This window comes from Oscillibacter sp. CAG:155, from assembly GCA_000436875.1.
GTDB lineage: Bacteria > Bacillota > Clostridia > Oscillospirales > Oscillospiraceae > Oscillibacter.
This window is the reverse complement of the sequence record FR890954.1, coordinates 35,394-49,074: the sequence shown is the minus strand read 5'-3', so window position 1 is coordinate 49,074 and position 13,681 is coordinate 35,394. Positions and strand designations below refer to the sequence as shown.

Annotated in this window: 13 protein-coding genes and 1 pseudogene; 6 read left to right on the top strand and 8 right to left on the bottom strand. The window is 59.2% G+C overall.

The window, feature by feature from the left end:
* The 7 genes from QZL67_RS09970 to QZL67_RS09940 all read right to left on the bottom strand — a co-directional run.
* A partial coding sequence (locus QZL67_RS09970; RefSeq protein ID WP_292920270.1) for a BMP family ABC transporter substrate-binding protein occupies positions 1–1,028 on the bottom strand: 1,028 nt, incomplete at its 3' end.
* Between the two features lie 207 nt (positions 1,029–1,235).
* A complete protein-coding gene (gene mtnA, locus QZL67_RS09965) occupies positions 1,236–2,309 on the bottom strand; it encodes an S-methyl-5-thioribose-1-phosphate isomerase (protein ID WP_022290573.1) in 1,074 nt (357 codons plus the stop codon).
* Positions 2,310–2,381: 72 nt separating this feature from the next.
* Positions 2,382–3,140 (bottom strand): glucose 1-dehydrogenase, encoded by a 759-nt coding sequence (locus tag QZL67_RS09960; protein ID WP_022290572.1) that lies wholly within the window; start codon positions 3,138–3,140, stop codon positions 2,382–2,384.
* 15 nt (positions 3,141–3,155) lie between these two features.
* The gene (locus QZL67_RS09955) at positions 3,156–3,623 is read right to left on the bottom strand and encodes a cupin domain-containing protein (RefSeq protein WP_022290571.1); all 468 of its coding nucleotides are present in this window, start codon (positions 3,621–3,623) and stop codon (positions 3,156–3,158) included.
* A gap of 14 nt (positions 3,624–3,637) precedes the next feature.
* Positions 3,638–4,432: a DeoR/GlpR family DNA-binding transcription regulator gene (locus tag QZL67_RS09950; protein ID WP_022290570.1), complete on the bottom strand. Its 795-nt coding sequence runs from the start codon at positions 4,430–4,432 to the stop codon at positions 3,638–3,640.
* A 2-nt stretch (positions 4,433–4,434) separates the two neighbouring features.
* Positions 4,435–5,097, bottom strand: coding sequence for a class II aldolase/adducin family protein (locus QZL67_RS09945; RefSeq protein WP_022290569.1), 663 nt, complete (start codon positions 5,095–5,097; stop codon positions 4,435–4,437).
* A gap of 433 nt (positions 5,098–5,530) precedes the next feature.
* The gene (locus QZL67_RS09940) at positions 5,531–6,028 is read right to left on the bottom strand and encodes a DUF4330 domain-containing protein (RefSeq protein WP_022290568.1); all 498 of its coding nucleotides are present in this window, start codon (positions 6,026–6,028) and stop codon (positions 5,531–5,533) included.
* Positions 6,029–6,148: 120 nt separating this feature from the next.
* Here QZL67_RS09940 and csaB point away from each other — a divergent pair, with 120 nt between their 5' ends.
* Genes csaB through QZL67_RS11690 form a run of 3 tightly spaced genes read left to right on the top strand, consistent with a single transcriptional unit; the run spans position 6,149 to position 9,366 of the window.
* Positions 6,149–8,374 carry a polysaccharide pyruvyl transferase CsaB gene (gene csaB / locus QZL67_RS09935; RefSeq protein WP_022290567.1) on the top strand — a complete coding sequence of 742 codons (2,226 nt, stop codon included), beginning with the start codon at positions 6,149–6,151 and terminating at the stop codon, positions 8,372–8,374.
* A 45-nt stretch (positions 8,375–8,419) separates the two neighbouring features.
* Positions 8,420–9,115, top strand: coding sequence for a nitrilase-related carbon-nitrogen hydrolase (locus QZL67_RS09930; RefSeq protein ID WP_022290566.1), 696 nt, complete (start codon positions 8,420–8,422; stop codon positions 9,113–9,115).
* Positions 9,109–9,366: a nitrilase 4 gene (locus QZL67_RS11690; protein ID WP_022290565.1), complete on the top strand. Its 258-nt coding sequence runs from the start codon at positions 9,109–9,111 to the stop codon at positions 9,364–9,366. Before QZL67_RS09930 ends, QZL67_RS11690 begins: the two co-directional genes overlap by 7 nt.
* A 74-nt stretch (positions 9,367–9,440) precedes the next feature.
* Here QZL67_RS11690 and QZL67_RS09925 read toward each other — a convergent pair whose 3' ends face one another.
* The gene (locus tag QZL67_RS09925) at positions 9,441–10,088 is read right to left on the bottom strand and encodes a transcriptional regulator (protein ID WP_292920274.1); all 648 of its coding nucleotides are present in this window, start codon (positions 10,086–10,088) and stop codon (positions 9,441–9,443) included.
* 213 nt (positions 10,089–10,301) lie between these two features.
* Between QZL67_RS09925 and QZL67_RS09920 the strand changes: the two genes are divergently transcribed.
* The 3 genes and pseudogenes from QZL67_RS09920 to QZL67_RS09910 form a co-directional block, all read left to right on the top strand.
* On the top strand, positions 10,302–11,711 hold the full coding sequence (locus QZL67_RS09920; protein ID WP_022290563.1) for a YgeY family selenium metabolism-linked hydrolase: 1,410 nt from the start codon (positions 10,302–10,304) through the stop codon (positions 11,709–11,711).
* Between the two features lie 178 nt (positions 11,712–11,889).
* Positions 11,890–13,080, top strand: a complete 1,191-nt coding sequence (gene ygeW / locus QZL67_RS09915) for a knotted carbamoyltransferase YgeW (RefSeq protein WP_022290562.1) — start codon at positions 11,890–11,892, stop codon at positions 13,078–13,080.
* A 160-nt stretch (positions 13,081–13,240) separates the two neighbouring features.
* Positions 13,241–13,681 (top strand): annotated as a pseudogene (locus QZL67_RS09910) (carbamate kinase); the annotation flags it as partial.

The following is a 13,681-nucleotide window of genomic DNA, read 5'->3' as shown; positions in this document are numbered from 1 at the left end:
TGACGGCCTTCCTCAGAGACATAGCCAACGCCATCATCAGCCACTGCCAGGAAAGCGTCCCCGCCGGTGAAGGTACCGTCATAGATGGCGGTGAGCTGCTTCTGAACATGGGTGTCCATCTTCTTCAGGGTGGAGGTGAGCATGATGTTGGTATCGCCCTTGGCGCCGTCGTCATACTGGTCCACGTCGCAGCCGATCAGCCAAACACCGTCGGCCTCCTTGGCAGCAGTGAAGGTGCCGTTGCCCGCGTTGCCTGCGGCCACGAACAGCACGTCGCAACCCTCGGCGACCAGAGCGTCACCCACAACCTTGCCGGTAGCCTCGTCCGCGAAGTCGCCGATGTAGTTGCCGCCCACGTTGTTGCCGGCCAGATCCACGCCAGCATAGGAGGGCAGCTCCACGCACTCAGCAGAGGTGCCATAGTGCTTGTTGGCGTAGTTCACGCCGGACATAAAGCCATACTGATAGTTCACGTTGGAGGGATAAGCCATGCCGTTGACCACGGCCACCTTGTTGGTCTTGGTCTCCATGGCAGCGGCCACACCAGCAAAGAAGCCGCTCTCCTGCTCGGAGAAGGTCATGGTGTAGACGTTGTCCAGGGTCATGGGATTGCCTTCACTGTCGGTGATGGTGGAGTCCACCACGATGAAATCGGTGTCGGGGTTGGCCGCAGCCACATCGCCCACATTGGAGAAGTTGAATCCGGGCAGGACGAACACGTCGTAATCGCCTACCATGCGCTCCACCGTGGGAACCAGCTCATTGTAGTCGGGCTCCTTCACGTCGGTGACGGTGCAGTCCGGATGATCCGCCAGGAAGGCCTGGATACCCTCGTAGCAGTTCTGGTTGAAAGAACCGTCATCAATACCGGAGGTGGTAATGATGCAGATCTTCAGACCGGTTGCGGTATCGTCGTTGGCCGTATCACCGCTGTTTTCCTCAGTGGTGTCCGTGCTGCCGCAGGCCGCCAGGGCCAGGAGCATCGCAAGGGACAAGCACAATGCCGCCAGCTTTTTGCTTAGTTTCATCTCATTCATTCCTCCTAGTTGTTTGGCTGCGCAAAGACACGACAGTTTGTCTGCAACAGGCCGCCGCTCCTGCGCCGCTGGTTTTTCCTCCACTGGATCACGGGCTTCGCAAATCCAAGTGATACCTTTATCATACTATCTGCGCAGCATCTTTGCAAGGCCGTAATTTTTCAAACACTGCACAACACATTAATTTTTCACGCTTTTTTACTTTTTGAAGAGGGCGGCCAGGCTCTCCGTATAGGGGGCACGGCAGATTCCCTTCTCCGTCACGATACCGGCAATCAAGGTATGATCGGTCACGTCAAAGGCCGGGTTGTAGCACTTGACCTCCGGCAGGGCCATGGGCTCCGCGTACCACTTTTCGCGGATCTCGTCGGGGTCCCGCAGCTCGATGGGGATGTGGTCTCCATCGGGGCAGTTGAGGTCGATCGTGGACGTGGGCCCCAGCACATAGAAGGGGATGCCGTAATGCTTGGCCAGGATGGCCACGCCGCTGGTACCGATTTTGTTGGCGGTATCGCCGTTGGCGGCCACCCGGTCACAGCCCACGAAGCAGGCCTGGACCCAGCCGTTTTTCATCACGATGGACGCCATGTTGTCGCAGATCAGCGTCACATCAATTCCCGCCTTCTGGAGTTCGTAGGAGGTGAGCCGGGCGCCCTGGAGCAGAGGCCGGGTCTCATCCGAGAACACGTGGAAGTTCATGCCACGCTCCTTGCCCAGGAACAGGGGGCCCAGGGCGGTGCCATACCGGGAAGTCGCCAGCGGGCCCGCATTGCAGTGGGTCAAAACACCGTCGCCGTCCTTGATGAGGCTCAGACCATACTCGGAGATTGCCCGGCACATGGCGATATCCTCCTCATGGATGGCCCGGCACTCCTTGCCCAGCAGGTCCAGGATCTTCGCCACGCTTTTTCCGGCGTTGTCGGTGACCACCCGCTCCATGCGGTTGAGCGCCCAGCTGAGGTTCACAGCGGTGGGCCGGGAGGAGTTGAGGTATTCCTTCTCCTCATGGAACTTCTTTGCAAATGTCTCATACTCCCCGATGTCCCACTGACGGGCCAAGGCATAGATGCTGTATCCGGCGCAGATCCCGATGGCGGGGGCACCCCGGACCTGAAGGAGCTTGATGGCGTCATACATCTCCTGACGCGTGCGCAGCGTCAAATAGACGGTCCGGTTGGGCAGCTGGGTCTGATCAATGATGATGACACTCTTCTCATCTTTTCCCAGCCGCACGTTGTCGATATGGGTCACCTGCTTGAGTTCTTCAGACATGGGATTCACTCCTGTTCTTTTTCATTCAAAATTTCAAAATGTATTTAATTTCGTATCTATGCTTGCCGCACCTCAGGCATTCAGATATCCGCCGTCAGCCACCAGCAGATGGCCGTTGATGAAATCGGAGGCGTGCGATGCCAGGAATACCACCGGCCCCATCAGGTCCTCCGGGTGGCCCCAGCGGCCCAAGGGAATCCGGGATGTGATGGAAGCCACCGCCTCCTGGTTTTCCCGGAGCTTGGCGGTGTTGTCGGTCACCATGTATCCCGGTGCGATTCCATTGACCTGGATGTTGTATTTGCCCCACTCATTGGCCCAGGCCCGGGTCAGACCGAGGACAGCGTGCTTGCTGGCCACATAGGCCGCATCGCCGGAACCGCCCTGAATGGACTGAATGGAGCAGGTGTTGATGATCTTGCCCCCGCCGTTTGCGATCATCTGCCGGGCAATCTCCCGGGTCAGCAGGAACAGAGAACGGAGGTTTACCTCCATCACCGCGTCAAAGTCCTCCATCGTATGGTCCTCGGCGGCGGAGAGCTTAATGATGCCGGCATTGTTTACCAGAATATCCACCCGGCCAAAGGCGGCGATCGCCTCCCGGGCGATATCTGCCGCGGCGTCGCGCTTGCCCAGGTCCGCCTTGATCTCATAGGCCCGGCGGCCCTCCGCCTCTACCATGGCGCGGGTCTCCCCCATTCCGTGGAACCCCACGCCCACAATGTCCGCTCCGGCCTTTGCCAGAGCCACCGCCATGGCTTGCCCCAGTCCCCGGCTGACGCCGGTGACCAGTGCCGTCTTTCCTTCCAGAGAAAATAACGAAAGATCCATGGAGTACCTCCTTCTTTACTCGTAAATCTCATTGGGCAGCGGCTGGTCCGGCAGCAGACAGTCCGCGTCATCATAGGCGGGACTGACCACGCAGGACACCAGCACAAACTCACCGTCCACCACCCGGGTGGTCTGCCACTGATCGGCGGGAGCCATGATCTGGAACTGTTCCCCCTGCTCCAGCCGGGGCCCCAGCGCCAGTGTACCGGCAGGGACGGGAGCCGTCCCGGTTCCCCCCAGGGTCATCTCCAAGCTGCCTCCCTGATGCCAGGTCCACATCTCCGTGGCCTTGAGCTGGTGCCAGCGGGAAATCTCCCCTTTTTGAAGCAGGTAATAAATGGTACTGCAGGTCTCCCGGGGACCTGCATGGCCCGGCGGTGTCGGAAGCATCCGCCCGCTGGATTCCCGAAATACGAACCACCCTCCCTCGGGATGAGGGCTCAGATGCAGCAGCTCGATCAGCTGCTGTGCGGTATATGCCATATGCTGCCTCCTAATCACTGGGGGTGGGCCTCGATCGCCTCGACCCCCCGCTGGCGGAGATACTCCCGCCAGCCCGTCTCCGGAAACGCGTCCGCCACTACGGCGTGGACCTCGTCCATCCCGCAGATCCGAAAGAAATTGATCTTGTCCAGTTTTGTGTGATCCAGTACCAGATAGCGCCTCTGCGCACGGCGGAGCATCATGGCCCGGATGCGTCCGTTGACGGCACTGCCGTCCGTGATTCCCGCAGCACGGTCCGCCCCCCGGCAGGAGACAAAGCTCTTGTCCACATAGTAGCGGGAAAGAAATTCCTCTGCACTCCCGCCTACAAAGCAGCGGTTCTTCCGGTCCAGCTCTCCGCCGGAGAGGAGCACCTTCCCCAGGCCGCTTTCAGAAAACACCTGAGCAATATCCAGAGAGTTGGTCACCACAGTGATATCCGCGTGGAGCAGATGCCGTGCCACCGCAAGGCAGGTGGTACTCTCATCCAAAAACACGGTGTCCCCCGCCTCCACCAGGCCCGCACAGCACACGCCGATGGAATCCTTCTCCTCCGGCAGCAGCATTTTGCGGATGCTGACGTCGATCTCATTTTTGACCCCGTCCTGAATGTAGGCACCGCCATATGTCTTGATCAGCAGGCCTTCCCGCTCTAACTGGGACAAATCCTTGCGGATGGTCTCTCCCGTCACACCAAACTGCGTGCAAAGATCCTTTACCAATACGCTCTTGTCCTGGCGCAGCAGCTCCAGGATCTTGGCCCGGCGCTCCGGCGCCAGCAACCCCTGCGGATCACCCGATACCCGCATTCTTATCCCCGCTTTCCGGCCAGTTTCTGATAAAAGCCGGTTTTCGCCCGGAGGGTATCCGCCTGTTCCTGGGTGAGCTCCACGCCGCCGCCGATGTGGTCCACATAGAGGAAGATCTTGGCGGTCTGCTCCACCACCTCCAGCCGGTCAAAGGCAGACAAGAGGGTCGGCCCCCAGGACAGAGCACCGTGGTTGGCCAGAAGCACGGCATTGTGGTCATGGACAAACGGCCGCACGCTCTCCGGCACTTCATCGGTGGAGAGCATGGCAAACTCAGTGACGGGGACCTCTCCCAGTCCCAGTACCATCTCTGCCAGATACCGCTCCTTCAGTGGACGGCGGCAGATGGCAAAGGCAGTGGATACCGGCGGGTGCGCGTGAACCACGCTCATGACATCCTCCCGCTCCCGATAGACCATCAAATGCATCTTGCTCTCAGAGGAGGGATAGCGGTCCCCCTCCAGAACATTTCCCTGGAGATCACACAGCACCAGCATGTCAGGCGTCATCCGCCCCTTGCCCACGCCGGAAGGCGTAATCAAAACCTTGTCAGGCTCCACCCGAACGGAAACGTTGCCGTCGTTGCTGACCACATATCCCCGTTCGTAAAGGAGGTGGCAGACCTGGCAGATCTCCTCCCGGATGTTTTCGTAGCGCTCCAACATCTTCACCAGCCTTTCTCAAATTGGACCCTTGGAAACACACCGGCAGTCTTTATGCCGCCATGTTGTCCTCCATGGGAAAACCACATCGCAGACCTCTGGGCAGCTTTCTTTATCCAAGCAAATCAAACCAAAGTAAGTTCTGTTTAGTTGGTTTTTCTTTTATTGTCTTGATATATACCATAATTCATCTGAATGTGCAAGACTCTTCTTAGATTTTTTTGCCAAAAGCGTCTAAAGATCATACCCCCCTGTCTTTTCCGGCTGCCAAACTGCTTCTGCCCGGAGTGAAAATGGCCAGCTTCCTTTCTTTCCTGCCGGGATTTTATGCAGCAAAAAAGGAGAGGCACCGGTGCCGCAAAGGCGCCGGTGCCTCTCCTTTTCATACAGTCAAGTTCTTCAATGACTGCCGTTTCTTTTCCGGGCTGGTTCCCGTTTACTCCTCATTCTCCCACTGGACATCCACGATCACACCGCCGTTGATCTCCACATATTCGCTCTTGAGAATGTAATCCTTCTTGCCGATGCGGACTTCCTGATCTCCCACCTTGGTGGTCATCACATCACTGGTGGGCGTCTCGGTGGTGGCCGTAAAATACAGCGTTACATGCTCCGGGTCCTCTACCCACTGGCCGTCAGGTCCCAAAACATAATAAGGAGCCTTTTCCACAGACTCAATCTGTCCGCCCACCAGCTCTCCGGATGCCATCAGCGGAGAGGGGAGATGGTCCACACAGGAATCATACAGTTCCGCCGGAACCCCTTCTGCCCGGACCACATATGTCACCTTGGTCATGGGCGTCTCGCCGCCGTCGATGCCGCCGCCCCGGTTCATCAGCTTCCAGCCTACGAATGCAAGCACTGCCAGGATCAAAATGACGGCAATGATGTCGATGATATTGAACTTTCCGATGCGTTTTGCTTTTTGCTCCATGGTTTCCTCCGTAAATGATGCATTGCGCTCATATTTTCTTTCTGTGGACAATGTACGGAAGGTATTGTATAATATTTTCCGCAATTCCACAAGTCTATTTTGAGAAAGAAAGGCTTTTTCATGAAAGTCATCCATTTGATCAGCGGCGGGGACTCCGGCGGTGCCAAAACCCATGTGCTGAGCCTGCTGCAAAACCTGAACAAAACCATCACCGCTCAACTGGTGTGTTTCCGGGACGGCCCCTTTGCCCAGGAGGCCCGGAGTCTGGGGATTCCCACCATGATCTGCGGCGGCAACAACATTCTCCGCACCCGGCGGCAGCTGACAGAGTATATCCGTCAGGGCGGCTACCAGATCATTCACTGCCACGGCTCCCGGGCCAACATGATCGGCGCACTGCTGCGCCATCCCACGGGCCTGCCGGTGGTGACCACCGTTCACAGTGACTACAAGCTGGACTACATGGGCCGCCCGCTGAGCCACCTCACCTTCGGCAATATCAACGCCTGGGCCCTGCGGCAGCTGGATTACCGCATCGGCGTCTCCGATGCCATGGTGGATCTTCTGATCCAGCGGGGTTTTCCGCCTGACCGCTTTTACGCCATCTATAACGGCATCGACTTCATGCCCGCCCCTAGTCAGGGAGACCGGATGGAGTATCTCAAAAGCCTGGGGGCCGACGTGGACCAGGACAGCGTGGTGGTGGGCATCGCCGCCCGGCTCAATCCCGTCAAGGACATGTCCACGTTGATCCGGGGCTTTGCCGCCGGCTATGCCCAGTGCCCCCGGCTGCGGCTGGTGATCGCCGGGGACGGCGAGGAGCGGGAAAAGCTGGGGAACCTGGCAAAAGAACTGGGCGTGGAACATCAGGTGACCTTTGCCGGCTGGATCAGCGGCGGCATGGACCAGTTTTATTCCGCGCTGGATATCAACGCCCTCACCTCCCTCTCTGAGACCTTCCCCTACGCTCTGACAGAGGGTGCCCGGTTCCATCTGGCCACGGTGTCCACCGCCGTGGGCGGTATCCCCTATCTGATCGATCAGGACGTGAACGGCTACCTGTTCACTCCCGGCGACTGGCAATCCCTCGGGAAGTATCTCGCAGCCTTGGGCAATGACGACGCGCTGCGCCGGGATATGGGCGAAAAGCTTTACCAGAAGGCCTCCACGCAGTTCTCCATCCAGCGGACCGTGGACACTCAGCTGCATATCTATCAGGAGATCCTCCGCCGCCACAATCGGCCCAAGATGCCCCGGGACGGCGTGGTGATCTGCGGTGCCTACGGCCGGGGCAATGCCGGCGATGACGCCATCCTGGAGGCCATTTTGCAGGAGATGCGCTCGCTGGACCCGGATATGCCTATGACGGTCCTCTCCAAGGACCCCAAGTCCACCCGGCTCACCTACCGGGTCCAGGCGGTCCACCGTGCCAACTTCCCCGCCTGGCATCGGGCCATGCACCACGCAAAGCTCTATATTAACGGCGGCGGCAGCCTGATCCAGGACGTCACCTCCCGCCGCTCGCTGTGGTACTATCTCCACAATATCCAAACCGCCAAACGCTGCGGCTGCAAGGTGCAGATGTACGGCTGCGGCATTGGTCCCGTCATCCGGGAGAGCCACCGCAGAATGTCCGCCCGGGTTCTCAATGCCAACGTGGATGCCATTACCCTCCGGGAGCCGGACTCTCTGGACGAACTGCGGGCCATGGGGGTGGACAAGCCGGAGATCCTGCTGACGGCAGACCCTGCCCTGACTCTGCGCCAGGCCCCGGCGGACCAGACGGACAGCGTCCTTTTGCGGGCAGGCATCCCACCTCACGGCCGGTATATCTGCTTTGCCCTGCGGCGGTGGAAGGGCTTTGAGGAAAAGGCGCCGCTCTTCAGCAAGGCAGCGGAATACGCCTACCGTACCTATGGCCTGACCCCGGTGTTCGCCGCAGTGGAAAAGCACCTGGACCCCGGCGCCAACCAGCTGGCTGCCCGGGGGCTGTCTGTTCCCCACTATTTCCTTAACGATGCCGGCGGTGCCGGCACCATCATCGGTGCCCTCAGCCGGATGGAAATCGTGGTCTCCATGCGGCTCCACGCACTGATTTTCGCCGCCGGCCAAGGTATCCCGCTGGCAGGCGTGGTCTATGACCCCAAGGTGTCCGCCTTCCTGCGCTATATCGGCCAGGAGCAGTTCGTAGATCTGGATGCGTTGACAGAGGAGAGCCTGCGGCAGATGATCGACCACTGCGCAGCCCAGTCCTCACACCCGGAGGCACAGGCTGAAGCCGTCAAGCGCCTGCGGGAGATGGAACAGCGCAACGTGATGACCGCCCGGCGGCTGCTGGGCATGTAAGTAACCGCACTGCGTCGGGGATTCCCCCGGAAAGGAGCATCCGCTATGAAGGACCTCAAGCCCACCTGCCGGGTGGCCATAGTACAGGCAGCCCCCATTTTGTTCCGAAAGGATGCCTGCGTAGAAAAGGCCGTCTCCCTGATTCTGGAGGCCGCCCGGCTCCAGGCGGAGCTGATCGTGTTCCCGGAGCTGTTCATTCCCGGTTATCCCTTCGGCATGACCTTTGGCTTTACCGTGGGACATCGGGACGAGGGCGGCCGCCAGGACTGGAAACGTTACTACGACAACTCCATTCTGGTCCCCGGCCCGGAGACGGAGCTGCTGGGCCGGGCCGCCCGGGAGGCCGGTGCCTGGGTCAGCATCGGCGTCAGTGAGCGGGACGCCGTCACCGCCACGCTGTATAACTCCAATCTGTTCTTCTCTCCCGACGGACGGCTGGCCGCCTGCCACCGCAAGCTCAAGCCCACCGGAGCAGAGCGGGTGGTCTGGGGCGACGCCGACCGGGCCTACTTCCCGGTGGCGCAGACCCCCTGGGGCCCCATGGGCAGCCTCATCTGCTGGGAGAGCTATATGCCCCTGGCCCGGGCCGCCCTGTATGAAAAGGGCGTAACGCTGTACATCTCCCCCAACACCAATGACAATCCGGAGTGGCAAACCCCAATGCCTGTCCGGCGTGCCCGTCCACCGCCCGCCACATCGCCATTGAGGGCCGGTGCTTTTTCCTCAACTGCGACATGCTGATTCCCCGCAGCAGCTATCCCCGGGATCTCCACTGTCCCCAGGAAATCGCCCGGCTGCCGGAGCTGGCCTGCCGTGGCGGCAGCCGGATCGTGGACCCCCGGGGCCACTATGTGGTGGAGCCCGTCTGGGACCGGGAGGCGATCCTCACCGCGGACCTGGATCTGTCTCTGGTCCCCGCCAGCCGGATGGAGTTTGACCCCTGCGGCCACTATGCCAGGCCGGATGTGCTGGAACTGACCGTGCACGAATAAAGCACACACAGCAAAAAAGCAGACACCCCGGTGGGTGTCTGCTTTTTTGCTGTGCGGCAGTTTCACGGCCGGCCTCAGGTGGCCTTTTCCTCCTGCTTCGAATCAATATATGAATACAGCGTATACTTGGAGATTCCAAAGTACTTGGCGATCTTGTCTCCCGACTTGGTAACAAGGAATGCACCGTTTTGATTGAGGAAACGGATGGCCTTTACCTTATCGTCCTTGTTCATCAGCGCCACCGGCTTGCCCACCAGCGCCACCGACTGCTCGATCAGATCGTCCAGCAGGTCGTTGATGTTGATGATTTTCTCCGGCTCGGTCTGCTGGGGCTCCTCTCCGGTGGAGATCAGATCCCGCACCGCGCTTTCCACCATCAGCAGTTTGGAGATATCGTAGTTGATGGAAAAGATGGCAGAGACCTTTCCCTTGCTGTTGCGGATATAGACCGTGGAAGACTTGAGGATCTTTCCGTCCGGCGTTTTGGTCAGGTAGCAGAGATGATCCTTGGGTTCCGGATCATTGCTCTGGAGCTGTTCAATGACCACATGGGACGCTCCGTCCCCCACCTTCCGACCGGTGACATGGCCGTTGAAGATGGCCACGATGGAATGGTCCGGATGGCGGCTGAGGTCGTGCACCACCACTTCGCAGTTGCTGCCGAACTGGGCGGCAATCCCGGCCGCCACATGCCGCAGCAGTTCCAGCTTTCCGCTTTCGATAGGTTTTTCCCCCTTTCAGGCAATGTTTTCCGTATAAAATTTATAATAATCTATTTTCATCATACCATACTTTTTATAGAAAGCAACCGCTTTTTCAAAAAAATTTTTAGGTTTTCTCATTTTTTGTTTGACAACTGCTGTTCTTATGCTATGATAGGGATAGAGTAAAGACCACCTACCGACAAAAATCATGATTGATGGAGGGCAGCGGTTATGGATTTTGAAGCGATCAAGTCTGCGGCAGAGGGTTACAAGGCGGACATGTCCCGGTTCCTGCGGGATATGATTTCCCATCCCAGCGAGAGCTGTGAGGAAAAAGAAGTGGTCATGTGCATCAAGGCCGAGATGGAAAAGCTGGGCTTTGACAAGGTGGAAGTGGACGGCCTGGGCAACGTCATCGGCTGGATGGGCGATGGCGAGAAGATCATCGCCATCGACTCCCACATCGACACCGTGGGTGTGGGCAACCTGAACAACTGGGAGGCCGACCCCTACAAGGGCTATGAGACCGACGACATCATTTTCGGCCGGGGCGGTTCCGACCAGGAGGGCGGCATGGCCTCCGCGGTCTACGGCGCCAAGATCATGAAGGACATGGGGCTGATCCCCGCCGGCTATAAGATCATGGTCGTGGGCTCCGTCCAGGAAGAGGACTGCGACGGCATGTGCTGGCAGTACATCGTCAACAAGTACTTCGCCGGTCCAGAGGATGCCCGGAAGAAGATCGAGTTCGTCATCTCCACCGAGCCCACCGACGGCGGCATCTATCGCGGTCATCGGGGCCGCATGGAGATCCGGGTGGACGTCAAGGGTGTCTCCTGCCACGGTTCCGCCCCCGAGCGCGGTGACAACGCCATTTACAAGATGGCCGACATCATCCGGGAGGTCCGTTCCCTCAATGAAAACGGCGACGGCCCCTCCAACGAGGTCAAGGGCCTTGTGAAGATGCTCAACCCCGAATTCAACCCCGAGCACTACGAGGACGCCCAGTTCCTGGGCCGGGGCACCTGCACCGTCAGCCAGGTGTTCTACACCTCTCCTTCCCGCTGCGCCGTGGCGGACAGCTGCGCCATCTCCATCGACCGTCGCATGACTGCCGGCGAGACCTGGGATTCCTGCCTGGAGGAGATCCGCCAGCTGCCCTCCGTCAAAAAATACGGCGACGACGTGAAGGTCAGCATGTACATGTATGATCGTCCTTCCTGGACCGGCGAGGTCTATGAGACGGAGAGCTTTTTCCCCACCTGGATCAACAAGGAGAGCGCCGCTCATGTCCAGGCCCTCATCGACGCTCACCACGCCCTGTACGGCACGGAGCGCATCGGCCATGCCGACGCCGATCCCAAGTACGACGCCATGCATCTGCGTCACCGTCCCCTGACGGACAAGTGGACCTTCTCCACCAACTGTGTGTCCATTCAGGGCCGGTACGGCATCCCCTGCGTGGGTTTCGGCCCCGGCGCTGAGTCTCAGGCCCACGCCCCCAACGAGATCACCTGGAAGCAGGATCTGGTCACTTGTGCCGCCGTGTATGTGGCTGCCGTGAACCTCTACAAAGAGGAGAACAAGACTGCTGACGTTACCGAGTTCCGCCAGAGCCTGACCAATAATAACATCCAGTAAATGGATTCGAAGGGGGACTTCGTCCCCCTCGACTCCTCCCTCCCCAGACGGCTGGATCTTTGTATTTTTCTCAGGCGCATGGCCTGACAAAACAACCGAAATTCGTTTGCCGCACCGCGGCAAACCTCTGCGAGGCGATTTGCCTCTGCAGCAAATATACTTTTAAGGAGAGCTGACTATGTCCAAGACGATTGAGCTGGCAAAGCATCTGGAAAAGCTGCACATCAACAATATGTACAAGTCCGATTTCTACTGGACCTGGGATAAGACCGACGAGGAGCTGGACGCCATCTTCACCGTGGCTGACGCCCTGCGGGACCTGCGGGAGCGCAACAAGTCCACCCGCGTATTCGACTCCGGTCTCGGCATCTCCATTTTCCGGGACAACTCCACCCGTACCCGCTTCTCCTTCGCCTCCGCCTGCAACCTGCTGGGCCTGAACGTCCAGGACCTGGACGAGAAGAAGAGCCAGATCGCCCACGGTGAGACCGTCCGTGAGACTGCCAACATGGTCTCCTTCATGGCCGACGTCATCGGCATCCGGGACGACATGTTCATCGGTGAGGGTCACAAGTATCAGAAGACCTTTATGGACGCCGTGTCCGAGGGCTACCGGGACGGCATTCTGGAGCAGCGTCCCACTCTGGTGAACCTGCAGTGCGACGTGGACCATCCCACCCAGTGCATGGCCGATATGCTGCACATCATCCATCACTTCGGCGGCGTGGAGAACCTCAAGGGCAAGAAGATCGCCATGACCTGGGCCTATTCTCCCTCCTACGGCAAGCCCCTGTCCGTTCCCCAGGGCGTCATCGGCCTGATGACCCGCTTCGGCATGGACGTGGTGCTGGCCCATCCTGAGGGCTATGACGTGATGCCCGAGGTGGAGGAGATTGCCAAGAAGAACGCCGCTGCCACCGGCGGCACCTACAAGAAGGTCTCCACCATGGAGGAAGCCTTCGACGGCGCCGATATCGTCTATCCCAAGTCCTGGGCCCCCTTTGCCGCTATGGAGCAGCGCACCAAGCTCTATCAGGCTGGTGACCAGGCCGGCATCGACGCCCTGGAAAAGCAGCTCCTGGCTCAGAACGCCCAGTTCAAGAACTGGACCTGCTCTGAGGAGATGATGAAGCGCACCAAGAACGGCAGCGCTCTGTACATGCACTGCCTGCCCGCCGACATCACCGGCCTGAGCTGCAAGGAGGGCGAGGTGGACAACTCCGTGTTCGACCGCTACATCGATCCTCTGTACAAGGAAGCCAGCTACAAGCCCTATATCATCGCCGCCATGATCATGATGGCCAAGGTAAAGGACCCCGTGTCCGCCCTGATGGCGATGGATACCGGCAGCAAGCGCAAGCTGTTCTAAGCGCGTAAACGCGGGAGGCCCTCTGCTGCGGTCCCTTCCGGAATGAAATGTACATTTTGGCGGGAATGTGGCTCCATGTTCCCGCCAAAATTTTTCCCGCCGGGTTTTGGCCGCTGGCCGAATTGCCCGCACATCAAATTTTAGACGAGGTGTCACCACTATGGGTAAACGCATTGTCATCGCTCTGGGCGGCAACGCTCTGGGCAAGAATCTGCCGGAACAGATGGCCGCCGTGAAGCATACTGCCCGGGCCATTGTGGATCTCATTGAAGAGGGCCATCAGGTGGTTGTGGCCCACGGCAACGGCCCTCAGGTGGGCATGATCAATACCGCCATGACCACCCTCTCCCGTGAGGACCCCACCCACCCCATGGCTCCTATGTCCGTGTGTACGGCCATGAGCCAGGGCTATATCGGTTATGACCTGCAAAACTCCCTGCGGGAGGAACTGCTGGACCGTGGAATCACCAAGCCGGTGGCCACCATTCTGACCCAGGTGGAGGTAGACCCGGATGACCCGGCTTTCCAGCATCCCACCAAACCCATCGGGACCTTCATGACCGAGGCAGAGGCGGAGGAGATGCGTCGCCGTGGAAATGCC

Bases quoted from the DNA above. Each gene is read 5' to 3' on its own strand.
- QZL67_RS09950 (WP_022290570.1), bottom strand. From the start codon at position 4,432: ATGCGGGTATCGGGTGATCCGCAGGGGTTGCTGGCGCCGGAGCGCCGG.
- QZL67_RS09920 (WP_022290563.1), top strand. From the start codon at position 10,302: ATGGATTTTGAAGCGATCAAGTCTGCGGCAGAGGGTTACAAGGCGGAC.
- QZL67_RS09955 (WP_022290571.1), bottom strand. From the start codon at position 3,623: ATGGCATATACCGCACAGCAGCTGATCGAGCTGCTGCATCTGAGCCCT.
- ygeW (WP_022290562.1), top strand. From the start codon at position 11,890: ATGTCCAAGACGATTGAGCTGGCAAAGCATCTGGAAAAGCTGCACATC.
- QZL67_RS09945 (WP_022290569.1), bottom strand. From the start codon at position 5,097: ATGTTGGAGCGCTACGAAAACATCCGGGAGGAGATCTGCCAGGTCTGC.
- mtnA (WP_022290573.1), bottom strand. From the start codon at position 2,309: ATGTCTGAAGAACTCAAGCAGGTGACCCATATCGACAACGTGCGGCTG.
- csaB (WP_022290567.1), top strand. From the start codon at position 6,149: ATGAAAGTCATCCATTTGATCAGCGGCGGGGACTCCGGCGGTGCCAAA.
- QZL67_RS09960 (WP_022290572.1), bottom strand. From the start codon at position 3,140: ATGGATCTTTCGTTATTTTCTCTGGAAGGAAAGACGGCACTGGTCACC.
- QZL67_RS09940 (WP_022290568.1), bottom strand. From the start codon at position 6,028: ATGGAGCAAAAAGCAAAACGCATCGGAAAGTTCAATATCATCGACATC.
- QZL67_RS11690 (WP_022290565.1), top strand. From the start codon at position 9,109: ATGCTGATTCCCCGCAGCAGCTATCCCCGGGATCTCCACTGTCCCCAG.
- QZL67_RS09930 (WP_022290566.1), top strand. From the start codon at position 8,420: ATGAAGGACCTCAAGCCCACCTGCCGGGTGGCCATAGTACAGGCAGCC.